This window comes from Calothrix sp. NIES-2098, assembly GCF_963875125.1.
Taxonomy (GTDB): domain Bacteria; phylum Cyanobacteriota; class Cyanobacteriia; order Cyanobacteriales; family Nostocaceae; genus Aulosira.
In genome coordinates, this window is sequence record NZ_CAWNKJ010000001.1 from 5079736 (window position 1) to 5106595 (window position 26860).

27 protein-coding genes are annotated in these 26860 nt (G+C 43.6%); 6 read left to right on the plus strand and 21 right to left on the minus strand.

Features of this window, described 5'->3' with window-relative positions:
• Nucleotides 1-19: 19 nt before the first annotated feature.
• The 15 genes from AACU33_RS21355 to nifB all read right to left on the minus strand — a co-directional run bounded on the left by AACU33_RS21355 (nt 20) and on the right by nifB (nt 14192).
• Nucleotides 20-817: a HesA/MoeB/ThiF family protein gene (locus tag AACU33_RS21355; protein ID WP_096590552.1), complete on the minus strand. Its 798-nt coding sequence runs from the start codon at nt 815-817 to the stop codon at nt 20-22.
• Between the two features lie 166 nt (nt 818-983).
• Entirely contained in the window at nt 984-1301 is a 318-nt protein-coding gene (gene nifW, locus AACU33_RS21360; protein WP_096590553.1) for a nitrogenase-stabilizing/protective protein NifW, read from the minus strand.
• Complete coding sequence (locus tag AACU33_RS21365; protein WP_096590554.1) at nt 1298-1534, minus strand: CCE_0567 family metalloprotein; 237 nt, start codon at nt 1532-1534, stop codon at nt 1298-1300. Before AACU33_RS21365 ends, nifW begins: the two co-directional genes overlap by 4 nt.
• A 19-nt stretch (nt 1535-1553) precedes the next feature.
• Nucleotides 1554-2030 (minus strand): NifX-associated nitrogen fixation protein, encoded by a 477-nt coding sequence (locus AACU33_RS21370; protein WP_096590555.1) that lies wholly within the window; start codon nt 2028-2030, stop codon nt 1554-1556.
• Complete coding sequence (gene nifX / locus AACU33_RS21375; protein ID WP_096590556.1) at nt 2027-2431, minus strand: nitrogen fixation protein NifX; 405 nt, start codon at nt 2429-2431, stop codon at nt 2027-2029. Before nifX ends, AACU33_RS21370 begins: the two co-directional genes overlap by 4 nt.
• Before the next feature lie 28 nt (nt 2432-2459).
• Nucleotides 2460-5186 carry a bifunctional nitrogenase iron-molybdenum cofactor biosynthesis protein NifEN gene (locus AACU33_RS21380; RefSeq protein ID WP_096590557.1) on the minus strand — a complete coding sequence of 909 codons (2727 nt, stop codon included), beginning with the start codon at nt 5184-5186 and terminating at the stop codon, nt 2460-2462.
• 121 nt (nt 5187-5307) lie between these two features.
• Nucleotides 5308-5598 carry a Mo-dependent nitrogenase C-terminal domain-containing protein gene (locus tag AACU33_RS21385; protein ID WP_096595336.1) on the minus strand — a complete coding sequence of 97 codons (291 nt, stop codon included), beginning with the start codon at nt 5596-5598 and terminating at the stop codon, nt 5308-5310.
• Between the two features lie 103 nt (nt 5599-5701).
• Entirely contained in the window at nt 5702-7240 is a 1539-nt protein-coding gene (gene nifK, locus AACU33_RS21390; protein ID WP_096590558.1) for a nitrogenase molybdenum-iron protein subunit beta, read from the minus strand.
• Nucleotides 7241-7352: 112 nt separating this feature from the next.
• Nucleotides 7353-8840, minus strand: a complete 1488-nt coding sequence (gene nifD / locus AACU33_RS21395; protein ID WP_096590559.1) for a nitrogenase molybdenum-iron protein alpha chain — start codon at nt 8838-8840, stop codon at nt 7353-7355.
• Nucleotides 8841-9013: 173 nt separating this feature from the next.
• Complete coding sequence (gene nifH / locus AACU33_RS21400; RefSeq protein WP_096590560.1) at nt 9014-9907, minus strand: nitrogenase iron protein; 894 nt, start codon at nt 9905-9907, stop codon at nt 9014-9016.
• Nucleotides 9900-10064, minus strand: a complete 165-nt coding sequence (locus AACU33_RS21405; RefSeq protein ID WP_339376194.1) for a hypothetical protein — start codon at nt 10062-10064, stop codon at nt 9900-9902. The genes nifH and AACU33_RS21405 overlap by 8 nt, the downstream gene beginning before the upstream one ends.
• A gap of 22 nt (nt 10065-10086) precedes the next feature.
• Nucleotides 10087-11022 carry a Fe-S cluster assembly protein NifU gene (gene nifU / locus AACU33_RS21410; RefSeq protein WP_096590561.1) on the minus strand — a complete coding sequence of 312 codons (936 nt, stop codon included), beginning with the start codon at nt 11020-11022 and terminating at the stop codon, nt 10087-10089.
• Nucleotides 11023-11123: 101 nt separating this feature from the next.
• A complete protein-coding gene (gene nifS, locus AACU33_RS21415; protein ID WP_096590562.1) occupies nt 11124-12320 on the minus strand; it encodes a cysteine desulfurase NifS in 1197 nt (398 codons plus the stop codon).
• On the minus strand, nt 12317-12700 hold the full coding sequence (locus AACU33_RS21420; RefSeq protein WP_096590563.1) for a ferredoxin: 384 nt from the start codon (nt 12698-12700) through the stop codon (nt 12317-12319). Before AACU33_RS21420 ends, nifS begins: the two co-directional genes overlap by 4 nt.
• Before the next feature lie 28 nt (nt 12701-12728).
• On the minus strand, nt 12729-14192 hold the full coding sequence (gene nifB / locus AACU33_RS21425; RefSeq protein WP_096590564.1) for a nitrogenase cofactor biosynthesis protein NifB: 1464 nt from the start codon (nt 14190-14192) through the stop codon (nt 12729-12731).
• A gap of 1675 nt (nt 14193-15867) precedes the next feature.
• Between nifB and nifV the strand changes: the two genes are divergently transcribed.
• The 4 genes from nifV (at nt 15868) to AACU33_RS21445 (ending at nt 18169) form a co-directional block, all read left to right on the plus strand.
• Nucleotides 15868-16983, plus strand: coding sequence for a homocitrate synthase (gene nifV / locus AACU33_RS21430; protein WP_096590565.1), 1116 nt, complete (start codon nt 15868-15870; stop codon nt 16981-16983).
• Between the two features lie 4 nt (nt 16984-16987).
• Entirely contained in the window at nt 16988-17254 is a 267-nt protein-coding gene (locus tag AACU33_RS21435) for a nitrogen fixation protein NifZ (protein WP_096590566.1), read from the plus strand.
• Nucleotides 17251-17454 carry a putative nitrogen fixation protein NifT gene (nifT, locus tag AACU33_RS21440; RefSeq protein WP_096590567.1) on the plus strand — a complete coding sequence of 68 codons (204 nt, stop codon included), beginning with the start codon at nt 17251-17253 and terminating at the stop codon, nt 17452-17454. The genes AACU33_RS21435 and nifT overlap by 4 nt, the downstream gene beginning before the upstream one ends.
• Before the next feature lie 250 nt (nt 17455-17704).
• Nucleotides 17705-18169, plus strand: coding sequence for a hypothetical protein (locus tag AACU33_RS21445; RefSeq protein ID WP_096590568.1), 465 nt, complete (start codon nt 17705-17707; stop codon nt 18167-18169).
• A gap of 24 nt (nt 18170-18193) precedes the next feature.
• Here the strand turns inward: AACU33_RS21445 and AACU33_RS21450 are convergent, their stop codons facing one another.
• The 5 genes from AACU33_RS21450 to AACU33_RS21470 form a co-directional block, all read right to left on the minus strand.
• Nucleotides 18194-19294, minus strand: a complete 1101-nt coding sequence (locus tag AACU33_RS21450) for an ABC transporter ATP-binding protein (RefSeq protein ID WP_096590569.1) — start codon at nt 19292-19294, stop codon at nt 18194-18196.
• Between the two features lie 5 nt (nt 19295-19299).
• Complete coding sequence (locus tag AACU33_RS21455; protein WP_096590570.1) at nt 19300-20184, minus strand: carbohydrate ABC transporter permease; 885 nt, start codon at nt 20182-20184, stop codon at nt 19300-19302.
• A gap of 3 nt (nt 20185-20187) precedes the next feature.
• Nucleotides 20188-21093: a carbohydrate ABC transporter permease gene (locus tag AACU33_RS21460; RefSeq protein ID WP_096590571.1), complete on the minus strand. Its 906-nt coding sequence runs from the start codon at nt 21091-21093 to the stop codon at nt 20188-20190.
• Nucleotides 21094-21271: 178 nt separating this feature from the next.
• Nucleotides 21272-22591: an ABC transporter substrate-binding protein gene (locus AACU33_RS21465; RefSeq protein WP_096590572.1), complete on the minus strand. Its 1320-nt coding sequence runs from the start codon at nt 22589-22591 to the stop codon at nt 21272-21274.
• 472 nt (nt 22592-23063) lie between these two features.
• On the minus strand, nt 23064-23282 hold the full coding sequence (locus AACU33_RS21470) for a hypothetical protein (protein WP_086768266.1): 219 nt from the start codon (nt 23280-23282) through the stop codon (nt 23064-23066).
• 173 nt (nt 23283-23455) lie between these two features.
• Here AACU33_RS21470 and AACU33_RS21475 point away from each other — a divergent pair, with 173 nt between their 5' ends.
• On the plus strand, nt 23456-24751 hold the full coding sequence (locus AACU33_RS21475) for a chloride channel protein (protein WP_339376195.1): 1296 nt from the start codon (nt 23456-23458) through the stop codon (nt 24749-24751).
• A gap of 298 nt (nt 24752-25049) precedes the next feature.
• Here AACU33_RS21475 and AACU33_RS21480 read toward each other — a convergent pair whose 3' ends face one another.
• Nucleotides 25050-25919, minus strand: a complete 870-nt coding sequence (locus AACU33_RS21480) for an ABC transporter permease (protein WP_096590573.1) — start codon at nt 25917-25919, stop codon at nt 25050-25052.
• A gap of 325 nt (nt 25920-26244) precedes the next feature.
• Here AACU33_RS21480 and AACU33_RS21485 point away from each other — a divergent pair, with 325 nt between their 5' ends.
• A complete protein-coding gene (locus AACU33_RS21485; RefSeq protein WP_096590574.1) occupies nt 26245-26856 on the plus strand; it encodes a hypothetical protein in 612 nt (203 codons plus the stop codon).
• Nucleotides 26857-26860: the final 4 nt, after the last annotated feature.

Genomic DNA, 26860 nt, shown 5'->3' on the forward strand with positions numbered 1-26860 from the left:
TTTGACCATTGACCGTTGACTATTGACTATTGACTAAAACGCGACTTAGTTGTTGGGGAGTAGAATATTGGTGAGAATGAGTACCGCAGACTGGACAATTGCGATCGCGATATGAACGACGTTTAGCAAAATTCATCTGGTGCAAATCCATCGTTAATAGTTGCGATAACAATGGTTGACTACATCCAGTAATCACCTTAATTGCTTCTAGCGCTGTCAAACAAGCCAGAGTACCCGAAACCGCACCCAGTACGCCAAAACCACGCCGATCCCATTCGGGTTTTTCGGGAAATAAGCAAGACAAGCAAGGTGTTACACCAGGGACAATTGTCGTTAAGTAAGCTTCCATGCCATCCATCGCGGCTTCTACCATTGGCTTACGCCAACGCACACAAGCTGCATTTAATAAATCACGTTCGGTAAAATTATGGGCGCAATCAAGCGCTACATCGGCAGATTGAACCAAAAAATCTACATTATCTGGCGTAACGTAATCAAAAATGGCTTCGACTTCCACATCTGGGTTGATATCCGCCAGCCGTTCTTTGGCTTTAAACACGCGCGGCTTACCTACCCAATCGTCACTCATGAGAATCTGACGATTCATATCATCTAGCCGCAACTCACCGCCTCGAACTAGAATCAGCCGCCCCACACCAGCTACCGCCAAGTAAAGCGCTGCTGTACCGCCTAATCCGCCCACACCTGTAACTAGCACCGTTGCTGACTTAAGCCTCTGCTGTGCTTCTTTGCCAAAACCAGGGAGCATGATTTGGCGACGGTAACGTTCTAATTCAGTAGGCGAGAGATTTACCACTGTTGATTTCTCCTGTTTTGAAGGGGCTAGGGACTAGGGGCTAGGAATAGCCCTTTCAAAGTGCATACATTTACAATAACTTCTTCACTCTGCGCCTCTGTGAACTCTGCGGTTAAAAAATAATTTATATAACCGCAGAGGGCGCGGAGAACACAGAGAAAGAGATTTAGCTGGTGGCGATTTCTGTCAGCATGACAATATTGTTTGGCTTCTGTTTAAACACCTTGAACAGCTTTTGTTGTAGAGGTGTGGAACTGAGAAAAACTTCGTAAGCTTGTTTGAGTGCCGTACAGTATAAATCGAGTTTTTCTGTTTGACTGGCTGCGGAATTATTATTATCAATTTCGCGAATGTATTGAGAAAACAGCTTCAAAATATGTAAGCGATTAACATGGACAACTTGAGGATCGTAATCAAGTTGAAAAAACTCAAAGTATTCCTCCGCATCGACAATTTGATTAAACTTTTCAACATCCCATGTCATGATTTCTGCTCCAAACTTTTTAACTGAGATTTCAGTTCATCTAAATGACGGTAAATTTCATAAGTTTCGGCTGCTACTGCTGTCAAGTTTTGATAATCTGTTGGCAAGCCTTCCGCTAAATCATGCAGATCCATCTTCATTTGACCTGCCTTACTATTCAGCCGCTTAATTTGTAGTTTTAAATCTTCAATAGATTTTTTATTTTCGCAATCTGTTTCTGCTGCTGGCACCATAATTTTACCCTGCGAATTATTACAACTTGGCAACTTCAGTGTATTTCTCTGCTAACTCAATACCCTTTTGTGTCAGTTTATCGCCCTCATCTGCTAATTTTTCTAGAGAATCAAAGCCGAAACGTTGAGCATCACGTAAAGTTCTAGCGACTAGCAATAAACGACCGGAAAACACCAGCACCCAGCCAAAACCCTCATGACTCAAGTCGATGACAACTTGGGATAATGAACCAGTTTTTTGTTCAATTTGTGCGGCGATCGCGCGATAGAATGACATAATTCTGGCTTTGGTAGCCGCTTCCACATCACCTTCTACAGAAATTTGGCGTTTCGCTTGCTTGCTGACAATATAAGGTTTGAGAATTAATTCATCCGACCAATTGCGATAAAATCCATAGGAATCTTGGGCGCGAATTTGTCTAACTAACTCTTGCACAAAAGGAGAATTTAACGCTTCGCTGCTAGTAGTTTGGTTGACAGTTTCTGTGGAACTCATACGGTTATTTCCTCTTCTACAAAACTTGGTGATTTTTGTTGTAAAGCTTTTCGCAACCAGGGGGGAGGGCTGCCTTTTAAAGTTTGGACTAACTGATCTAAAAGGTCAGTAATTTTATCATCCTCAGACCTCGCTTTGATTGGTGTAATGCGTTTCTTAATTAACCGAGCAGCCGCACTACCGCCAATTGCTGATACATAAACAATCGTGCAATCAGCTAAAGCTTCAATTTTGGGAACTAATTTATCCTCATTCCCATCTTCTTTGAGGTCGCCATCAAATTTCAAAGTATTGAGAAAGTGATAACCCTCCGGTGAAACTTCATAAACATCTATTTTCTTCGCCCAACCAAAATGAGCATTAATATGAATTCGATCGCTAGTGGTGAAGGCAATTTTCATAATTTATCCTCCAATAATTAGGAATTTTTTAATGCTTGGCTTTTTCTTCTTCGGCTTCTAGAAATAAATTGCCCAGGTCAAATAAAAGTTGAATAGTTCCTCGGTAGCCGACAGTACAACGCTGTCCATTACCCAAGCGGTCAAAAACAGGGAAACCGAGCCGATAGTGAGGAGTGTGCAGACGGCGAGCGATCGCTTTACCATGAGAATTAGCAATCACCAAATCAGAACCTACTGCTAATCGCTCAAAATCTTCCAAATCCCCAATAGTGACGCTTTCCACAGGCAGTTGCTCCAAAAGCGGCGACTTTGTAGTTGTCACGGCGGCGTGAATTTCCGCACCCATCGATTGCAAAAACCAAGCTGTTGACCACAACAAATCAGGTTCCAGTCCTAACGACACCCGCTTACACCCGAAATAAAAGTGAGTATCCAGCATTGCATCTTGTAACTGACGGCGTTGGTGGCAATATTTTTCTGGAACTGCATTACCGCTAATATCTACCAGTCCTTGCAAAAAGTTATCTACTGCATCTAACCCAGTCAGTTGGGGAAACAGCTCGTAAGGTATATCAAACTGTGTTTGTAAACTTTCTGCTGCACCGCGCATACTCTCGCCTAGTGCGAGGGTAAACACCGAACTACCCATTTCTCGGAGTTCTGGTAAAGTCGTCCCACCACCAGTCACCGCACTGTAGGAATCATCCAAGTGACCGTCAAGGGAAACAGAAAGGTCGGGTACTACAATGGGTTTTAGCCCGAACGCACAGACAATCTCTTTAATTTCCTGTACATCCCCAGGGGTAAACGCCGAACTTACCAAAATATTAATTTGGTCTAATCTGGTTTCTCCCGGTTGTGGCAATTCCTTAACTATACTTTCCACGGCGGCGGCGAAACCATCTTGCAACGCACCTTTAAAATCAGGTGTAGAAGCAAAGACAATCGGCAAATCATATAATTCTGGGTGACGCTTGCGGATACTTCTGAGAATTCCTTCCATGTCATCCCCTCTAGTTTCCGTGAGTCCGGTAGTTAACAAACCGATAATTTCTGGCTTTGATTTCTCTACCAGCGTCAGGATTGCTTGCTCAATATTATCTTCGCCACCTAAAATAGTGCTAACTTCTGTCATGGCAGTGGTGGATAGGGGAATAGCTTCCCGAAAATGCCGCACTAACATAACTTTGGCGAACGCAGTACAACCCTGAGAACCATGAAACAAAGGCATTACACCTTTCAATCCTAAAAAGGCTAAAGCTGCACCTAAAGGTTGACTTTGCTTCAGAGGATTCACCGCAACCGATTTCTGCGAATTTCTAACTACAGTTTTCCCCCTCTGCTCCTCTGCTTCCTCTGCTCCCCGGTCACTTCGACTTCGCTCAGTGACCTCCCACAGTGCCGGCTTCCGCACCTGCGCCCAAACAGGACTGTGCAAAGCCTCATCTAGTTCTCGCGCCATTTCCACCATACCCACATATCCAGCATAGGGATGATGGCGTTCTTGATTAATATCTAAAAATGGGATACGGGCTTTCAGGGCAGTGTATTGATTGCGACCACCAGCAATCAGCATATCCGCTTTTGTCTGGGCAATCACCCGGAGTAATTCTTGGGCGTTGCCTTTTTCCATAGCAATGCCATCTTTTCCTAGTAATTCTTTGATCCTCGCTTTATCTTCTTCAGTACTTTTCTTGGTGCTAGTGGCGACAACTTCCATGCCTAAGTCCTTAGCTGCCGAGATAATCGACCAACTTTTCACACCTCCGGTATAAAGTACAACCCGCTTATCTTTGAGGCGATCGCGGTAACGAGCTAAAGCAATATCTAGCGCAGTAGTTTCTTCTGTAATTAATTTTTCTACTCTTTCTTGTAAAGCGCGATCGCCTAATTTTGCAGCAATATTCCGCAAACAGCGATTCATGTCATCTACACCATAGAAAGATTCTTCAATATAAGGGATACCATAACGCTCCTCCATCTTTCGCGCCACATTAATCAGGGCTTTGGAGCAAATCATCACATTCAGCTTGGCACGGTGAGCATAACGCACTTCATTATACTTAGCATCACCCGTAATTTTAGCGAGAACGCGAATACCTAATTTTTCAAATAATGGCAGAACACCCCACAATTCGCCAGCAATATTGTACTCACCAATCAAATTAATATCATAAGGGGTAGTATATTCTGGTTCAGCACTACCGATAACATATTCTAGTAAAGCTTCCCCACCGACGCGATTACCCAGATTTTTACTGCCAATAAAGCCAGGTGAATTTACGGGGATAACAGGTATACCTGTTTTCTTCGCCGCCGCTTCACAAACTGTATCCAAATCATCGCCAATCAGCGCCGTCACACAAGTGGAGTAAACAAACACCGCCGCAGGTTGATAGCGTTGCTGTACTTCTAAAATTGCCTTGTACAGCTTCTTTTCCCCACCGAAGATGATATCGTTCTCACTTAAATCAGTCGTGAAACCCATTTTGTAGAGATGGGAATCAGAGGAAAGACTACCACGACCACCCCAAGAATTACCAGCGCACGCGATCGGCCCGTGGACTAAATGAGCAGCATCGGTAATCGGGACTAGGGCGATGGATGCACCATCGAAAGCACAGCCTCCTTGAGCAGCACCGGGTTGGGCTTGTTGGTGACAAGATTTGTTTTTCTTCTGCCCATGCTTGTTGTGATTGTGTTCGCATCCTGGTTCACTCAGCAGCTCGTTAATTTTGCCTTGGGTGATTTTCATGACTTGATGGGTGATTGGCAATCAAATTTCTTGTTTTTCTTCTTTTCTTCTTCCTTTGTGTACTTCGCGTCTTTGCGGTTCGTTTTTCAGAATATTTCTTAACGCAGAGGAACACAAAGAACTAGCAAATATATTTCGTGATGTCTTCACTACACTCATCTGAAAGATAAGACAGACTGCGGAAGCGCAGACCCACAAACTCGTCGTAAAGTGGATTTAATTTGCACAGTGGGGGAATGTGGAAAGTGTGTCCGAAAAATTTAACGTCGCGTTCAAAAGGACAGCAACAGGGAATAACTTGACAAATGAGATGGGCGGTACGGCGATCGCATATTTGAAATCGATCCACCCATCGGCGTAACGGAGAGAGAATATCAAAAAAGCGATCGCGGTTGTGGATGATTGTACTCATAGCGGCTGGTATAAGAGACAAGGGAAGGAGGACAAGGGGGACAAGGGAGACAAACAGAATAATTAGTATCAATGCCCAATGCCCCATGCCCCATGCCCAGTTATCATCGAATCAAGTCGTAAGAAATATCGGTCTTAGATGGAATAATGGTGTTGCGATCCAACTCATCTAGGAGTGTGTTAACAATCCAGTTGAGTAGGTTGATTGTACCTTGGTAGCCGTAGGTGGCGTAGCGGTGCAGGTGGTGGCGGTCAAATATGGGGTAGCCAATCCGCACGAATGGGGTTTTGGTGTCGCGCCAGAGATACTTACCGTAGGAATTGCCGATGAGCAAGTCTACAGGTTCGGTAAATAGTAAAGAACGCATGTGCCATAAGTCGCGTCCACCATGAATTGTTGCACCTTGACCAAATGGGCTAGAGTCGAGTAATGCTCTCAGTTCTGCCTCAAAATGTTCGTTACTATTGCTAACCAAGATGTGAACTGGTTCCGCACCAACTTCTAATAAAAATTGTGTCAAACCAATTACCAAATCGGGATCGCCATACATAGCAACCCGTTTGCCATGTAACCATGCTTGCGAATCGGTTAACGCATCCACTGCGCGTCCCCGTTCATCTTCTAATTCTTGGGGAATTGGCTTACCAGTTAACGCCGACAGTTTCATTAGGAATTCATCAGTACCGCGAATGCCCACAGGACGGTTAACGTAAGTCTTTTGATGCCATTCGTGTTCGATGTACTCGCGAGTTTTGGTAGTAGCGTAAGCTTGGAGTGCGATCGTCGCTTCAGCATTAATCGAATCAGCCGCATCTTCTAGCTTAGTTCCACCTGGATACATATTATATGTACCGTTATTCGGAGAATCCAAGTATTCGGAGTTATCTGCTAACAAGGTGTACTCAATTCCCATCACATTAGCAATCCGCTTAATTTCCCGCAGGTTGCCAATGTAGGTTTCAAACCCAGGAATAAAGTTAATTTTGCCGTTGGTGGTTTCTTTCTTCTTACCTGCTGTCAAATTCGACAAAATCCCCTTCATCATGTTGTCGTAACCCAAAATGTGGGAACCGACAAAGCTGGGGGTATGAGCATAGGGAACGGGGAATTCTTCGGGAACCGCACCTTCTTCTTTAGAAGTTCTAATAAAAGCTTGCAAGTCATCCCCGATTACCTCTGCCATACAAGTTGTGCAGACAGCGATCATTTTCGGCTTATACAGGTTGTAAGAAACTGCCAAACCTTCAATTAAGTTCTTCATACCACCGAATACGGCTGCATCTTCCGTCATTGAGGAGGATACGGCAGAAAACGGTTCTTTAAAGTGGCGGGTGAAGTGGCTGCGGAAGTAAGCAACGCAACCTTGAGAACCATGTACAAAAGGTAGCGTACCTTCAAAACCAACAGCAGCTAAAATTGCGCCTAGAGGTTGGCAAGCTTTCGCTGGGTTAACAGTCAACGCTTGGCGGGCAAAGTTCTTTTCGCGGTATTCCCAGGTTTTTGTCCAATCAGCCATCTGGGTAACTTCTTCAGATTCATGCCCACATTCAAACTCTTTCTTGGCTTGAAATAGCTCTTGGTATTCCGGTTGCTGAAAAAGTTCGGCGTGGTCTTTGATTTTGTTGATGTCGTTTTGTGCCATAATAATAGTTCTTCAAGCTTTGAAAGTAATCAGTTCAAGGTCTGAGAAAACAACAATTTTGATGTCTAGTTATGAGTTTTGAATGCTAGAAAATTCAAAACTCATAGCTTTTTCACTCACTTTTTTTCCAAGGCGCGCCGATTAAGCTCCAGGTGGGGCTGTTGAGAGCGAGATCCATGTCACGGGCGAAGATAGCGAATCCGTCGTAGCCGTGGTACGGCCCAGAATAATCCCATGAGTGCATTTGGCGGAAGGGAAGCGCCATTTTTTGGAAGACGTACTTCTCTTTAATCCCGGAAGCGATTAAATCGGGCTTGAGTGCTTTCACAAAATGCTCAAATTCATAGGCAGATACGTCATCATAAATTAAAGTGCCATTTTCTACGTAGTGGGTAGTACGTTTATAGTCGTCGTTGTGACCGAATTCATAACCTGTACCGATAAGCTTCATACCCAGGTCTTCAAAGGCTGGAACAACGTGACGGGGACGCAAACCACCAACCATGAGGGCGACTGTTTTACCTTCTAAGCGGGAGCGATATTTTTCGAGTACAGCTTTGGTTTGAGCTTCGTACTTGGCAATAACTTCTTCTGCTTTCGCTTGAATTGTCTCGTCAAACTTGGCAGCAATTTCTCGCAGAGATGCCGCAATCTTGGTGGGGCCGAAGAAGTTATATTCTAACCAGGGAATACCATAAGCTTCTTCCATGTGGCGCGAGATGTAGTTCATGGAGCGGTAGCAGTGAACTAGGTTCAGTTTCACGCTGGGGGTGAGCATCATCTCGTGTAGCGTACCATCGCCAGACCACTGAGCGACAACCCGCAAGCCGATTTCTTCTAACAGGATGCGGCTAGACCAAGCATCACCACCGATGTTATAGTCCCCGATAATGGCTACATCGTAGGGGCCGGGTTCAAATCCGAGAGTGCCTTCTTTCTTGGCTTTGTCAGCTTTGGGGAATACCCAGTCGCGGATGGTGTCGTTGGCGATGTGGTGACCGAGGGATTGGGATACACCCCGGAAGCCTTCGCAACGTACAGGAACAACAGTTTTACCAGTTTCCTTGGATTTCTTCTTAGCTACGGCTTCGATATCGTCACCAATTAGACCAATGGGACATTCGGATTGTATGGAGATACCGCGATTGAGGGGGAACAGTTCTTCAATCTCATCGATTAATTTAGCAAGCTTTTTGTCTCCACCAAAGACAATGTCCCGTTCTTGGAAGTCGGAGGTGAACTGCATCGTGCCGAAGGAATCGATACCAGTAGTACCGATGTAGTAGTTACGCCGACCTGACCAGGAGTAGTAACCGCAACCAACGGGGCCGTGGCTGATATGAACCATGTCTTTGATGGGGCCCCAAACCACACCTTTGGAACCTGCATAGGCGCAACCACGGGTGGTCATTGTACCGGGAATGGATTTGATATTGGACTTAACGCCGCAATCAGATTTACCTTCTTCGTAAACGTTTAAGTGTTTTTCGCGCTTTTTGCGCGATTTTTCAGGGTAGGCTTCTAGAGCCTCTTGAATAAGTTCTTTCTTCTCTTCAACTGGCGTTGGTTTGCTCAAAGTAGCGGATTCAGGAGGTGTCATAATTCTATGGGGATGAGGGAGTTGCAAAGTGGGTGCGGGGATCGTGGCAGGGAGGAAGTGAGATGGTGGTTAGATGGCTGGAAGTCTGTGAATTATCGGTTAATTAATGTGGAGAACGCTCCATTAACGAACTCTGGCGACATCGTGACACCATCACACTGCGATCGCAGCAATTAGACTACTGCGGCTGCTTTACCAGCGTCTTGAGCGATCGCTTTTTGATATTCTTCTTCGCCACCGAGAATACCGAATTCCACGAGCAAGTCTTCCAATTCGTCCATAGAGATGGGGGTAGGAATTGTCAGCTTGGTATTTTCTTTGATTTTCTTAGCGAGAATCCGGTATTCTTCAGCTTGAGGATGTTCTGGCGCATACTCAATTACAGTCATCCGGCGCAGTTCTGCATGTTGCACCACATTGTTACGGGGAACAAAGTGAATCATTTGGGTGTTGAGTCTCGCAGCCAATGCTTCAATTAATTCAACTTCGCCGTCAACGTTACGGCTGTTGCAGATTAAACCACCCAAGCGCACGCCACCAGAGTGAGCATATTTGAGAATACCTCTAGCAATGTTGTTAGCAGCATACATTGCCATCATTTCACCGGAGCAAACGATGTAGATTTCTTGTGCTTTACCTTCGCGAATTGGCATAGCGAAACCACCGCAGACAACGTCACCTAATACGTCGTAGGAAACGAAATCTAAGTCTTCGTAAGCACCGTTTTCTTCTAAGAAGTTGATGGCGGTGATGATACCGCGTCCAGCGCAGCCTACACCGGGTTCAGGGCCGCCTGACTCTACGCATCTGACACCCAAGTAACCATTCAGCAATACTTCTTCGAGTTCCAAATCTTCAACTGCGCCGCGTTCAGCAGCTAGGTGCAGAATGGTGGTTTGAGCTTTGCTGTGCAACATCAGGCGGGTGGAATCTGCTTTAGGATCGCAACCTACAATCATGATCCGTTCGCCCATTTGTGCTAAACCAGCGATCGTGTTTTGAGAGGTTGTAGACTTACCGATACCGCCTTTACCGTAGAATGCGATTTGTCTAATGTTGTCAGTCATTGTTGTTTGTCCTGCAATAAGTTTGGTGGTTGAGGTTTTTTGGTGGTCTGGGTTTGAGAGTGCGATCGCTTAGTTGTTTGGTTGCGATCGCTTGTAAGAACGTCGCTGGTGGCGCTCGCCCTAACACCTTTGGTTCGGGAATAGAGATAGATTGCATATATTTGGTTAAGTGGTAATTTCTAACGACCCTTAGCAAGGCTGAATAATGGGTCAACAGCTTCTACTCGTAAGCTTGGGCTAACACGCTCTTGTAACTTGGCTTCAACGGCAACTTTCAGGGTAGCGGTACTGCTAGGACAGGAACCACAAGCACCTTGCAATACTACTTGCACTCGATCGCCATCGACATCGTAAAGTTCAATATCTCCGCCATCAGCAATTAGTAGTGGTCTAACTTCTTCATCGAGAATTTTTTGAATCAAGGCGATTTTTTGGACTGTGGTTAGCGCTCGTGGGGATTGCTCTTGAGTAGTAGCAATATTTGCCGCAATTTGAGTGCTGATTTTATAGCTAGTACCAACAGCTGATTCCTGTTTCACCGTAGCGATTAGGTCATCGATATTAGCAAGGCAAGAACCGCAACCGCCACCAGCCTTGATATAGCTTGTTACCTGTTCCGCAGTGGTGAGGTTGTTTTCTTGAATTACCCGGCGAACCTTGGCTTCGCTAATGCCAAAGCAACTACAAACTAAAGCACCTTCATCATCGTCATGGGCAACTACAGGAATACCCCGGTATTTGAAAATTGCTGCTTCTAACGCTTCTTGTCCCATCACAGAACAGTGCATTTTGGCTTCTGGTAATCCACCCAAGTATTCAGCAATCTCTTTATTGGTGACTTTCAGCGCTGCATCTAAGGTAAGACCTTTAATTAACTCAGTCAAAGCCGAAGAAGATGCGATCGCACTTGTACAGCCAAAAGTTTGAAACCGAGCATCAAGAATCTTATCGCTGTCTACTTCTATTTTCAGGTGCAGTCTCAAAGCATCACCGCAAGCAATACTGCCCACTTCACCAAAAACCACTGCTACACCTGATTCATCGCTATTTTCAATTGCACCTTGGTTTTTGGGGTTGTAAAAAAGTTCTAGTACCTTATCAGTATAATCCCACATGACCGCTTTCAGATTGTGTATGAATTATTGAATATTCGACATTAGGTATAAAGTAAAACTTCCCCCTCTGCCCCTCTGCTTCCTCTGCTCCCTCTGCTCTCTTAGTGAGCCAAAGCCTCTTCCCTTCCTTGCAGCCAGTCGGCTTGGTCGTTATTAAAGGGAGAAATAGTGCGTAAACGTTCAACAATTGGCGGCATTACTTCTAAAACTCGGTCTATCTCGGCTTCAGTGGTGTAACGTGAAAGACTGAAGCGAATCGAACCGTGTAAAGTGGTATATGGTAATCCCATTGCCCGCAAAACATGGGAGGGTTCCAAAGAACCAGAAGTACAAGCGGAACCAGAAGACGCACAGATACCGTATTGGTTGAGGGATAATAAAATCGCTTCGCCTTCGATATATTTGAAACCGATGCTGGTGGTGTTGGGTAATCTTTGCGTAATATCACCGTTAACTTCGGTATCATTAATTGTAGATAGTAAACCTTTTTCTAGGCGATCGCGTAATGCTTTTTCCCGTTGCACATCTTTTAAATGTACCTGAGCTAATTCCGCAGCTTTGCCTAAACCAATAATACCGGGAACATTCTCTGTACCTGCTCTGCGTCCCCGTTCTTGATGTCCGCCAATTAACAGGGGACGGAACCTCACACCGCGTCTGACGTACAACGCACCCATACCTTTGGGAGCATGGAGTTTATGACCGGAGAGGGTGAGCATATCAATGCTGCTGGTCTTGAGGTTGAGGGGAATTTTACCCACAGCTTGCACTGCATCTACATGAAAGATAGCACCTGCATCCTTTGCCCACAACCCAATCTGCTCGATGGGGAAGACTACACCGGTTTCATTGTTGGCGTACATGGTGGAAACTAAAGCAGTATTGCCAGTTAAGGAGGCTTCTAGTTCCATCAAGTCAATTTGACCCTTGCGGTCTACAGAGAGGTAGGTGACTGTGTAACCTTGTTTTTCCAGTAGTTTGCAGACATTGAGGATAGCTGCATGTTCTACTTGAGTGGTAATAATGTGGCGCTTATCGGGTTGGGCGGCTAAAGCGGCTTTGATAGCTGCATTATTGCCTTCAGTACCGCAACTGGTGAAGATAATTTCCGAATCTTCTGCACCCAACAAAGCTGCAACTTGCGCTCTCGCTTCTCTGACTGCTTTTCCTACTTGTCCGCCAAAGCTGTGCATCGAAGAAGGATTACCGTAAAACTCGGTGAGGTAGGGCAGCATTGCCTGTATAACTTGTTCATCTACCTTGGTTGTAGCATTATTATCTAAATAAATTACATTCATGCTTCCAGACTCATCACATCTTGTTTACGCTGGGAAAATTGCTCGGAAAGTTTTTGAGAGTACAGATTAAACCAGCGTTCCCAGTAATCTGCTTGATAAGTTCCTTTTAACTTCGCCACTAAACGGTCGTGAGTAGCAAACCAAGATTCCCAGTAATCAGTCAGTGCTTTTACGCAACCATCTTGTATCGGACATTCGGCGGCACATTGGGCTACACCATAAGCACCAACACAGTTTGTACAAAGGCTAGAGTCAATCCAGTAGCGATCGCCTGCGATAATTTTAATAGCACCAGTAGGACAAACAGACCGACAGCGAGACTCCTTCGGATTCGCTACGCTAACGCAAGAAATACATTGGCGAGTAATCTTGTAAACCATGATGATTCTCTTTTTCAGCGGTCAACAGTCAACGGTCAACAGTTTTCTCTAACCCTTTGATATACTGCTCGTAAAATTCCAAAGCCACTTTTTCGATTACGTCGTAAGCTTCAACTGTCTGTAAACCAGCTTTCTGCAATTCTTCCTGAGGACAGTGACCAATTTTAGAAACTAGAACCGCTTTACAATCGGAGATAGCTTGAATAATGTTGTCTAAAGTCGCTTCCTCACCATATCCACTTTGGCAATAGTGGTCAATTTTGCGATGACCGACAAATTTAGCGCTGCTACCATCTACTTCGTAAACCATAAACTCTTTAGCGTGACCGAAGTGCTGGTTAACTAAACCGCCGCCTTTGGTAGCGACTGCAACTAAGATTTTTGGTCTGTTCTTGAGAGCAGTTGTTTGCAAAGTCTCTACAGCTTTTTCTTTGGTAGCTTTGATTTCTTGTTGAGATTTCTCTATCTGTGCATGGACTTCTTGGCGTTGCTCCAAATTGTATTCTGGAGCCATTTCCATGAATTTATCTTTGGTAAATTCTTGACTGCGGTCTTCACCCAATAATCCTACCGCATCAGCGCGACATTGACGACAATGGCGCATCATTTTCATATTACCAGAACATTTATCTTGTACAGCTTTCAATTCTTTAGGATTGGGGCCGCGTTGACCAGTCAAACCAAAGTGAGTACCGTGTTCTGGGGCAGAAATCAAGGGCATAATATTATGCAGAAACGCACCCTTGGAACGAATGACTTCGTTGACTTCTACCAAATGTTCGTCGTTAATTCCCGGAATCATTACCGAGTTAACTTTGCACAGAATATCTGCTTCTTGGAGAACCTGCAATCCCTCCATCTGCTTTTCATGCAGAATGCGGACACCTTGAATTCCTCTGTAGCGTTTGCGGTTGTAGTGAACCCAAGGATAAATTTTCGCGCCGATTTCTGGGTCTACCATATTAATAGTTATGGTGACATGATCGATATTCAGTTGTTTAATTCGATCTACATAATCGGGAAGCATCAATCCGTTGGTTGATAGGCAAAGTTTGATATCTGGTGCTTTCTCGGCAATTAACTCGAAGGTGCGGAAAGTCTTTTCTGGATTCGCTAGGGGATCTCCGGGGCCTGCAATTCCCAAAACGGTCATTTGGGGAATTTTTCCAGCAATCACTAAAACCTTGTGTGCTGCTTCTTCTGGTGTGAGCAATTCGCTAACTACACCAGGACGACTTTCGTTAGCACAATCATATTTGCGGTTGCAATAGTTGCATTGGATGTTGCAAGCTGGTGCAACTGCAACGTGCATCCTTGCATAGTGGTGGTGTGCTTCTTCGCTATAGCAAGGATGTTTCTCAATCCGCGCCTTGATTTTTTCATCTAAGCTAGTTGTGGCATCAGTTTTACTACTGCAACCACAACCGCCAGATTTGGCTTGAGTTTTTGTCTCCGTAGTGGCAGAAGTTAGTAGCCCTGTAGGTGGTGTCATTGAATTTCGCTACGTATTTGGGTTGGGGGCTGGCATGATAGAGGATGCTGGAGTTTCAATCTCAGCTTGGAATTAAAGTCACGTTGCACTTTAGAGAGCAGTGACTTCTATTCATCGAGACTTGCTACTATCACATCTTCAATTACCGATCGCTACAACCTTGGATAGTTATAAATGTCAAGTTTTTGTTAATGCATTAGGTTGTTAGCGATACTTTTTGTTAGTGCTTTAAGTATTTAACACTACATGTTTTATTTATAGCAGCCGCTGCAAAAGAGGTTCTTGAGAGTGTTCTTTATAATTTATTAAATTAATTAAGCTTGTACTCAAAAATCGAACCTTATAATTACCAAGGTTTGAGAAGATTTTCAAAAAGTTTTTAGGTATGGGTACTAGTATTTTTTGGTTAGGCTACGAGTATTTATGATGAAGGGGTTCAAGTATTTATGTACTCGCCTTGAACCTAATACTAGTAATAGTTTGAGCGTAATATAAGTTGTTTTTTGGTCTTGCTAATCTGTACTCAGTTTGTGTTTCCTCGCTGCCTAAATGCCCTATTTACTTAGGTAGTTTGGAGATAAATAACTGGAGTAATTAACTAAGGACTACTCCAGTTTTTTAGCGAAATTCAATTCCGTATCTAAAATAACACTTTTTTTATTGAAACAAGTATTTTTAAAATAACTTTATCTAAAATCGTGTCTACATATACAGACGCACTAACTTCCTCAACCTCAGGATACTATTAACAAATGGTAGGTTTGACCCCTCAGGCTAACGGTTTTCTAGACTTTTTGCAGCATTGTTGGTCAGGCGATCGCAAAGTAAAAGCTGATTTTTTTCCGAAACTTAGCAATAAAACAGTAGACTGTAGCTGGATATACAGAAAAATTTTTTTCAATAAATTTCATCTCTGAGTACAGATGAGTACACAGGAAAATATTCACAAAATTATGACAAGAGCGTCTGCAAGTCTCGCTTGGTTCAAAGTTTAGCTTGAGTCAACAACTCACTTTCTAGCCTAATAAATACCAGTACCTCTCATCTCAAAATACTAGTACCCTGGCGTGAAAAAAACTTTTTTTAGCTTGTAAATTCTGATGGCATCGGGATCGATAGTAATTGAGTACAAGCTAATATATGCAATAGTGCGATCGCCTCCGCCTGATATAACTAACACATAGCTTTATTGCAAGAGTCAGTTGTAAATTGTCATTTGCCAATAAGGCAATAGACAATATTCATTTGTCCTCTGCCTTGTCTGCTTGTCCTCTCATCCCTCGAAGTTCTGAACGTCGGCCTCCGGCGTTGCCTATGGTAACGCCTCCGACGAGCAGATTTCTCTATTTGGCATTGCTGAATCAAGGGATGATTTAATAATTTATCAAATGCTCCCTCTGCTTGCCTCAATTCATCCTAATATTCTGCAACGCCCTCTATATTATCTGCCTCATCTCCCTTTTTATTCCCATATTGGGACTGCCTTTTTAAATAGAATCCATCGACCAACTCAAACAACTATTAGATGTTTGCAATGGAAATTAATAATTGCTCGTGTGGCAGTTGAGAATGAATTAAAAATTATCAAAAGTTATTTTACCTCCTGCTCTGTGCCTTTCTTCGGTCATTGAACTTAAAAGCAAAAATTTAAAATCCTACAAGAGAAGTTGTGTATATGAATGCGATCGTTATTAATGACACTACACTTCGGGATGGAGAACAAGCGGCGGGTGTTGCCTTTAATATTGAGGAGAAAGTAGCGATCGCTCAATTATTAAACGCTATTGGTGTAGGCGAGTTAGAAGTTGGCATCCCAGCAATGGGAGAAGTGGAAACACAAGCGATCGCTGCAATTTCAAATTTAGGTTTGCAAGCGCAACTTTTAGGCTGGAACCGGGCGACAATTTCAGATATTCAGGCTTCTATCGCCTGTGGTTTGCAGCGCGTACATATATCTGTTCCCGTTTCGGAAATTCAAATTGCTGCCAAGTTTCACGGACAATGGCGCTGTATGTTAGACAAACTCAAAGATGCGATTAGTTTTGCACGCGATCGCGGTCTTTGGGTAGCGGTAGGAGGTGAAGATTCTTCCAGAGCCAATGAAAGTTTTCTCTTAGATGTCGCCATTTATGCTCAAGAGTGGGGTGCGTCCAGATTTCGATTTTGCGACACTATCGGCATTCTCGACCCTTTTACTACATACACCAAAGTCAAGCAATTGGTGACGTATTTATCAATTCCTGTAGAGATGCACACCCATAATGACTTTGGTTTAGCAACAGCAAATGCTTTAGCTGGGTTGCAGGCTGGAGCCTTATCGGTGAATACAACAGTTAACGGCTTAGGGGAAAGAGCAGGTAACGCCGCCTTAGAAGAAGTTGTCATGGCACTTAAACGCATCCACGGAATCGATTTAGGAATTGACACAACTAGGTTGTTAGAACTGTCTCGCATGGTAGCCACAGCATCAGGTTGCAAAGTACCGCCTTGGAAAGCGATCGTTGGTGAAAATACCTTTGCCCATGAATCTGGTATTCACGCTCACAGTGTTTTACAAAACCCTGTGACTTACGAACCATTCGCACCCGAAGAGGTCGGTTGGGAAAGGCGCTTGGTTGTGGGTAAACATTCAGGTCGGCACTTAGTAGCTAACTTGTTACAACAACAGGGTATCGATTTAAATCCAGATGAAACTCAATCCATCTTGGACGCTGTGCGGCAACAATCAATAGAAAACAAACGCAGCCTCGATATGCATGAACTATTGAGTTTAGTCCCATCCCAGAGGTAATTTGATGCAATTAGATGAATTAGAACTAGACTTGCCACCAGCCTTTGAAATTGGTTCAAAAGTTAGAACTCGCAAGCTGATCCGCAACGATGGCACATACCCCGGTCAAGAAATTGGGGCAACACTAGCAAAAAAGGGAGACATCGGCTACATCGTCAGTATTGGCACGTTTTTGCAAAATTCCTATATCTATGCAGTGCATTTTATCGAAAAAGGCTTAATTGTTGGTTGTCGCAAAAAAGAACTAGAAGCTGTTGAGGAAATTAAATGAAAATCATGCTGCGTCAAAATGCTGCTGGACAGTTATTAGTTTATGTTGCCAAAAAAGATCTGGAGGAAGAAGTCGTCAGTCAAACAGTGGGAGATGAAGGTAAAATTTTTACTTTAGCAAACGGTTGGGAACTAGCAATTCCAAATTTACCAGAACCCTTACAATTACCGCAGACTGTAGAAGCTAAAAGGCTGTCTTAAAGGAAGTGTATAAAAATTAGGCGTTGCAGAATAGTGAGATAAATTGAGGCAAGCAGGGGGTGCAGAGGAGGCAGAGGATGCAGAGGGCGCATTTGATAAATTATTAAATCATCCCTTGAATCAGCAATGCCATAAAAATTGATATACCGAACAAACTTTCCAAATTAAGCATTGTGTTGTTGGGCAGCTTTGACAGCTATTTGCTCGCTTATTATTAATTACATGGCGAGCGATAGAGGTTAGTAGTTTTTTGAAAGAAATAATAGAAAATGTCAAACAAACTATAGCGCAAAAAAGAATACTTTGGGCGCATCCAATTGCACGAGAACTACAAAAATATCACTATACTTTGGCAATCAAATGGGCAGTAGAATGCATACACATATATTCATCCGAGATTAAATCGGACAAACTCTCTAAGCTTAATAAATATATTGAGCAAACAATGTCAGAGCAAAATGTTTTAACTCCTTCACAGTGTGATGAAATTGCTCGAGAAATATGGTATTCGCCTGAGAGAGAAGACATACAAACTGCCATAGCTCGACTGTGGTGGGCTATCTCAGCTTTTAAAGATGGACAAGAGCTTGATGGAATAATAGAAACCACTATGACTGTTGAATTATTATTACCCGATCTATGCGATCGCTCTCTATTAGATCGATACCTAGAAGCTGCTCTCAGAATTTATGAAGAATACCAATCACAAAACTAGGTGAGTGAATTCTATTGTGCGGTATTAGTTCCTCACATTTAACATTTGCCTCTTGACTAAAGCATCGCCAGATTGAACATCAAACCAGTGAATATCTTCCGGGGGTAATGCCAATATAATATCTTCGCCACTCCAACTTTGGTCTGTTGCTAACAAAGCACGTACCGTAATTGCTTCAGTTTGCGAACCCTCCACCCTGACGCTAACCAAATAATGCATACCCAAGTTTTCTACTAAAAACACTCGCCCTTGGATAGTCTGGGTATCACCTGGTTGAGCAATGCGGACATTTTCTGGACGGATTCCCAGAACAATTTGCGGTGGTACAGTTGGGATATCTGGCAGACGGACTTGGAAGTCACCTAGTATGGCGTATCGTCCCTGACAAGGTAGAGTGAGTAAATTCATTTGCGGACTACCAACAAATCCAGCGACGAAGAGATTAGCTGGATGGTTATAGATGCGATCGGGTGAGTCAAGTTGCTGAACATAGCCATCGTTGAGCAATGCAACTTTTGAGGAAAGTGTCATCGCTTCGGTTTGGTCGTGGGTGACGTAGACTACTGGGACTTTTTGGGCGGCAAAAATCTGCTTGAGGTCGGCGCGCACTCTTTCCCGTAGCAGTGCATCTAAGTTACTCAAAGGTTCATCTAATAAATACACATCGGCGTTGCGCACCAAAGCACGACCGACCGCAACCCGTTGGCGTTGACCGCCAGACATTTGACCGGGCTTGCGGTTGATTAATTCTCCTAATCCCAACACATCTGCCACTTCTGCGACGCGCCGTTTAATTTCTGCGGTTGGTACTTTTTTCAGCTTCAGTCCAGAAGCGAGGTTTTCGTACACTGTCATGTGGGGATAAAGTGCATAGCTTTGAAATACCATTGCAATATTGCGATCGCTTGGTCGTTTATGAGTAACATCTACATCCCCAATTCTGATTTGACCGCGCGTAGGTTCTTCCAGACCTGCAATCATGCGTAGGACGGTAGATTTACCACAGCCGGAAGGGCCAAGCAAAGTCAGAAACTCATTGTTATCTACAGTTAAGCTAACGTCTTTGACAGGGACGACTTTGGGATTATAGGTTTTATTCAAATTTATGAGTTCGAGTTTAGCCATTTTTCTTATCCTTTGACAGCGCCAGCGGTCAGACCTTGGACAATCCTGCGTTGAAACAACAAAACTAGTAACACTAAGGGGACAGTCCCCACGACAGTTGCAGCAGCGATGGGGCCGTAGGGAATTTCATATACTGATGCACCACCCAATTGAGCAGCCGCTACGGGAATTGTTTTCAATTCTTCACGAGTCATAAATGTGAGCGCGAAGATAAACTCGTTCCAAGCGAAAATAAAGGTGAGAATTCCCGTAGTCACCAAAGCGGGAAGAGTCATAGGTAGGACGATTTGCCACAGTAATTGAAAGGTGTTGTAGCCATCGACCCTGGCGGAATCTTCTAAGTCTTTGGGTAATTGCTCGAAAAAGCTTCTCAGCACTAAAATTGTTAGCGGTAAATTAATTGCAGTGTAGGGAATAATCAGCGCCAAATAATTGTTACCCAGTCTCAGCGCTTGGATAATTTCTAACAGTCCCAAGAACAACAAAATTCCCGGAAATAAAGTCACGATCAGAATGCTAGCGAGGATAATTCTTCCACCCCAAGGACGTAACCTTGCCAAAGCATAAGCCGCAGGTGCGCCAATTGCTAAAGCTAAAGCTGTAGAAGTAATCGATACAACAGCACTGTTGAAGATGTAGCGCCAAAACGGCCGACGAGTAAATAATTCAATGTAGTGATTGAAAGTAAATCGCGTCGGAAAATAAACAGTAGGAACGGCGGCAATATCTTCGTTAACTTTAAACGAGGTTAGCAATTGCCATAAGGCTGGCGCTAGGCTGAATAGTACTACTAATGCAACTGCTATGGGTAGCAAGATTTTTTTCCAAGAAAACTTACTTTCTCCTGTTGGTTTTGGAGTCGTGGGAACTGCTTGGGGAGTTACACTCATGAGTTAAATGGCTCCTGATTTGGCACGAGATTTTTTTAGCAAGAAACTAGCGATCGCCACCGCAGCAATTAATATTAAAAATGTCACTACTACTAAAGCTGCTCCATAACCAAAATCTAAGTAGCGCATCACTGTAGAGTAGATGTACAGCGACACCACTTCCGTAGCGCCACCAGGGCCACCCCCAGTCATTACAGCAATCAAGTCAAAAATTCCGAAAGCTTGAGCAAATCGAAATAACACTGCAATTAAGATTTGCGGTAGCAGCAGTGGCAGGGTAATATTGCGGAATTGTTGCCAAGCATTTGCCCCATCAACTGAGTAAGCTTCATAAAGGTCTTGTGATATCGACTGCAACCCAGCTAGCAGCAAGATACTAATAAAAGGCGTAGTTTTCCAAACATCAGCAAAAATTACTGCGATCGTTGCCAGCGTTGGATCTCCTAACCAGTTAATTCCCGTTTTAATCAGTCCCAGCCGCAGCAGAATATCGTTGACAACGCCAAACTGGTCGTTAAAAATCCAAGCCCATGCCAAACCAATCAAAGCCGTCGGCAACGCCCAAGGTAGAATGGCGGTTGTACGCACGATACCCCGACCAAAAAATGCCTGATTGAGAACCAGAGCAATACCCAGCCCTAGCAGTAGTTCTAAAATTACTGATGATGTTGTGAACACCGTCGTCGCCCATAAACTCTGCCAAAAGCGACCATCACCCGCCATCCGCACGTAATTATCCAAACCAGAGAATACGGGTTGTAACTCTGTACCCAGATTCCTCGTAAATACACTTAACCAGAATGCTCGTAAAATCGGGTAAGCAAATACAAACAACAGCAGCAGTAACGCTGGCGTGAGTAATATCCAAGCTGTCCTTTGTTCCCGACTTCGGAGTGTAAAATTAGTCATTTGTTATTAGTCATTTGTCATTGGTTAATGGGCATGGGAAATAAGGCAATATTCATTTGTTATTTATCATTTCTCCCTTCGGGTTCGCCAGTCGCCTGCGGAGGGAAACCCTCCCGCAGCGCTGGTCTCACCTTGTCCCCCCACACTCCCCACACTCCCCACACTCCCCACACTCTCCTCATCCTCTCCTCCCCGCTTCTAACAGTCGGCGCGTTTCCGCAGCAGCAGCTTGCATGGCGCGTTCGGGATTCATGCGACCGGATAGGGCGGCACTGAGATAACGCTGCAAAATATCTGAGGTTTGAGCGTATTGGGCAATGGGTGGACGTAAAACTGCGTTGTCTACGGCCTCCAGTAATTTGGGATAGTGAGGATATTTGGCAACAATCTCTGGGTCTGTAAATAGTTCCCGGCGGCTGGGCACATAACCTGCGGTCAAAATGAAGCGGCGCTGTGCTTCGCGACTGGTAAAGTACTGAATTGCTTTCCAAGCTTCTTCGGGATGTCTAGAAGATTTGGCAATTCCTAAACCCCAGCCGCCTAGACAAGCTGCTCCCGTTTGACCAGGAGCGTGAACCATCGGTTGAATGCCAATTTTGCCTCGGATTGGCGAATTTTCTGCTTGGGCTAAAGGCCATGCATAAGGCCAGCTGCGAAGAAATGCTACTTGACCGCTTTGAAATAAGCGCCGGGTATCTTCTTCTTGATAAGTTGTAACTCCGGGAGGTGAAACGCCTTGGTTAACGGTATTCCGCAGAAACTCAATGGCTTTTATTGTTTCTGGTCGATCTAGTCCAACTTCTAGGGTGTCGGGATTCACCCAGAAACCACCAAAACCATCGAGGACTTCCACAAACATCGCCACGAGTCCTTCATATTGGCGACCCTGCCAAACATAGCCCCAATTCACCTTGTCTTTCTGCTGCAATGTTTGGGAAATTTGCATCAAATCTTGAAAGGTTTGCGGCGGTTTCAATCCTGCTTGTTTAATTAAATCTTCTCGGTAGTAGAGCATTCCTACATCGGAACGCACTGGCAGGCGATATAGCTTATCCTGATAACGCCCCCCTTCTACATCTTTGGGCGAAAATGCTGCCAACTCTTCCTTGGAAACGCGATCGCCCAGAGGTAGCAACCATCCAGCAGCAGCAAATTTGGATGTCCAAATCACATCCATATTAATCAGGTCATAAGGGGATTCACCCAAAATAAAAGATGAAGTATATAAGTCTTCAAGCAAATTTGTGGCATTCGGCCCTTCAACCAGATTAATACGAATGCCTGGGTTTTCCGCCTCGAAGTCTCTAATTAAACCCTGTCTCCAAGGTTGGGCATCAGGGGCAGTCATTAAAATATTCAGGGTGACAGGTTGCTGCGAAAGCGCTATCCAACTGAACAATACGATGCCCAACAGACTTGCTAGAAAAACTCCTATATGCAAAAAACTTTGTTTTTGAATGAATTTTTGCAGCTTGTTTATTGGCTTGCGGTACAACATTATCAATGTAGCGATCGCTCGACTTAATAATTAGGAAATAAAAACACCGAATACCTTGAAAAAGGTTTCTTTTGTGTCACCTGTTAACGAAATGCTTAAACAATGAATGAAAAAGTTTAATAAACTTAAATTTTCTTAGCTTAAAAATTGTAGCTTCATTGCAAATAAGCATCAGATTTTGGTAACAACTCAAAAATATCTAGCAGTTTCTTCATTTTTGAAGGAACTGTTGACTAAGACAGTTAAAATCTACTGCCATTAATGTAAATTAATTTCTTTTTAATTAACTAAGCAACTTTCTAAAGATAGAAAAAGCCATAATAAATGGCTTCCTCAACTTGTAAAAGATTGTTAGTGCTGAAAAGTTTAATATTTATTATTTTTTATATTTAACTAACGCTTTTTATGCTTTGGGTTAGTAGGTTTTATTTGTATAGTGGCGGTTTTTCACCGCCTTAACTCAGTAGTATTTCTACTCTTTAGTGAAGCCGATAAGTTCATCAGTTGGTTCATCCAGCATTTCCGGTACTAACGCTGGGTTGGATCTGCGTTCTTCTGCGGATTGTTCTCGGATGACATCGTCCATTTTTGGAGGATGTTTAATTTTGTCTAGTACCTCTGGACTTAATTGTGATGCATCACCTTCTGGATTCATCTTTTCGGCTTGACTAGGAACAGTTTCTTTATTCATGACTATTTCCCCTAACTTCTACGCCAAGCTTAGATTTTCTACTTGCAAGGCACACACTATCTAGAGGCTTAAATACTTCTGATAAGGACTGGAGATGATTTAGCTAGCCAATAACCTCTACTATAGAAAATGTAAATATTCTGTAACTTTCGTTTCAAAACAGGAAATCAGCAGTGCTACCGAATAAGCCTCCAGCTAGCAACCAAACTCAACGTTGGACACTTTCTCAACTTTTTGGCTTGGCAAAGCGACATCCTTTGATGATTTCCCGCTGGGTTTTATGCTGGGCTGCTGTAGGGACTGTTAGCGGTTTGTTTGCTGGTTTGTATTGGAATGTTCTAGAACTGCTGGTTCATGGCTTGCAAAAATTTCAGGGTGCGAGTCTGCTTTTTGTCATGCCACTATGCGGTTTATTAATTGGGTTAGCGATTCATTTTCTGGGGAATCCAGGCGAAATTGCTGCGATAGTTGATAACATTCACTTTCGCAACGGACGGCTGGATACTCGGAAAAATCCCTCAATGATTATCTCTTCTTTAGTCAGCATCTCAGCTGGCGGTAGTGCGGGGCCAGAAGCACCACTAGTACAAGTAACTGGTTCCTTTGGTACTTGGGTAGCCGATCGCTTAAAACTCCAAGGAGAAGATCTCAGATCTATGAGTTTAGCAGCGATGGCGGCTGGCTTCACTGCTTTATTTGGCTCGCCGCTTGGGGGTGCGATGTTTGCCCTAGAGATTTTACACCACCAGCATATTGTGGAATATTACGAAGCTTTGATGCCTGCGATTGTTTCGAGTTGCGCTAGTTATTTGGTGTTTGCAGCAATTACACGTTTAGGAATTGCACCGACTTGGAATTTTCCGCAATACAACTTGGTAAATATTGATGATTTTGCTTTGGCGATCGCCTTTGGTATTCTAGGGGCGGTAGCAGGATGGATTTTTATCGGCATTTTTCGCAGTTGCGATCGCTTATTTTCTCATATCCCCGGGCCTATCTATGTGCGCACCACAATTGCAGGCTTAGGATTGGGCAGTTTAGCAGCTGTTTTGCCGCTAACCCGTTATTTTGGTCATGAAGAATTGGAATCTGTCGTTACTACTAACTTTTCTGCTATTTTTCTTTTGCTGCTAGCTTTGGGTAAAATGGCTGCAATCAGCATGACTGTCACAGGTGGTTGGCGTGGTGGATTTATCATCCCCTTATTTTTTACTGGTGCTTGTGTAGGTAAAGCAGTAGCAATCTTAATTCCAGGAGTCAATCCCGCCTTAGCAATGATTTCTACAATGGCTGCTATTAATGCAGCCGTGACGCGCACACCAATTAGCACCACTTTACTATTATCAAAACTAACTAACTTCAGTCCCTTCACACCCATACTCTTTGCAAGTTTGATGGGATTTTTCTTCGCGCCTAAAGTGCCTTTGATTGCATCTCAACTTAAGAATCAAACAGAAGCGGTTCATTAAGCAATACAGTTCTAGAAAAAAATGAGACAGATGCGTAGGTTGGGGAGCCACTTGCGTGGGCGGCTTTGCCGACTTGAGCAAAGTGGCGTTTGAAAGAAGTGAAACCCTACAATTACAAGACTTTGGAGTGTTGGGTTTCACTACAATTATTCTTACTGCTTGTTTCAGTCCCCTTAAGGGGTAAGTAATTGTAGAAACTGCTCGGTTCTGAAACAGTGTTTTTTCGCTTGAGTAGGCAGGCTTTGTTCGTTTAGCAATAGCTTTCTAGGGTATTGATTAAAAAAGTGGGATGCTCCTATTAAGAACTAACTCTTTCAACCACAAAAGGCATAGCTAAACGGAAGGCAACCCAGGTTATTAATAATCCTACTAAAGTAATTGCACTTACTAACCAAAAACGATAAGGATATGAGATTACGTCTGTTGTGGCTAACTCTCGCGCTGTTACTAATAAAGGGGTGACGGGATTAAGCTGTACTAAAAACCCAAATATTCCTTGTTTTGGTACTGGGTAAACTACGGGAGTTAAGAATAACCAAAAGCCTGTTATTAAACTGAGTCCTCTAGATATATCTTGATATAAGACTCCAAATGGTGCTAATAAAATACCGAAAAATATTCCCAGTAAAACTAAATTAATTATGGCTACAGGTGCGAGAATGGCTGTCCAAGTTACAGAGATTTGAAACCAGAGAAAAAATGCCACGATCAAAATTAGCTTGATACCAAAGTTAAAAAATACCTCGCCTATTTTTGCTAAAATCAGCGCTTCTCTGGGAAAGTTGACTCTTGCTAACATCGGTTTTGCTAAGATAACAGCTTGCACTGGCCCATTTAAAGCTTCGACAAAGGTTTGCCATAATGCAGTGCTGAACATCACATAAGCGGGATAAGGTAAATCTGTCGCTTGAATATTAATGACATTAGCATCATGAGCGAGGGTAAAGCCCAATGCCATAATTATTGGTGGTAAAAAAGCCCAGGCTATTCCTAAAAAAGATTGACGATATTGGGCGCTAATATCTCGCACCATTAGCCGCCAAGCAAGTTCGCGAGAAGCTAGCAAGTCTCGCCACATTTGTTTACCCAATTTTAGGGGATGTCTCAATCTACTTTCGGGTGTATAAATAACTTCCGGTAGCTGAGAATTTAAACGCTGCTGCTTCATTATTTCTCGCTGTTACATCATATATATCCAAAGACGTAGGGTGGGCAACGCCAACCCTACAGATAATTTCTCACCGTGACATAAGACGATCCGAAGTATAAATACTAGGTGCGTGTACTTTAGTTTGGAGATGTAGGCATCAACTAGTTTATAAGCTCTGAGGGTCTGAATGTCTAACTGACTGCGTTCTTCAAATTCAATGCAGCGTTTAAATTAGTTTAGGAAAGATTGTGGCTTATTTAATACATACGCATAATTTATGGCATCATAAAATCCGAAGGTGAACAAACCTGTATTTAAAGCAATATGAAATTGAGGTAGTGGTGTGAATACATTTCTGTCGGTTGTGGCTGTATTCCTTTCGACTGTAGCTTTAATATGTGGTGGCTATGCAGCTTACGAAGTTTTCACACTGCGACAGACGCTAAATACCACTAATACTAGTACGCAAAGTAATACTACTCCTCCAATATCTACCACACAATCAAATACCCCAGAACCAACAGCATCGCCAGAAACCACACCATCACCAGTCGCTACCTCAACAAATGCAATTCAGCCTGGTCAATTTGTCCAGCCTGCGTTTGGTAATAAGGCGGAAGTTGAGTTACTTTCAGCAAAACGGATTAAAGATCCCCAAACTGGAAACCGTGATGTGGTGAACGTGCAGATGCGCATCCGTCGTCAAGCTACAGATGGAGTTGGCGGTAGTGATATTATATCGGTTGCTAGTACTACAGCTCGCAACCCTGAAACCAGCGAAACCTACAAAGCAATTGCTTTAAATCGCTCAACCGGAACTGTTTCTTTAGCGCAGCTACGTCCAAAGGCGTCAGCTGATGCTTATGTGTGGATAAGAGTTCCTGATGGTGTGAAGGATGTGGACATTTTTGTCCCAGATACAGCTGCGTTTAAAAATGTACCAATTTCTAACTAAACTT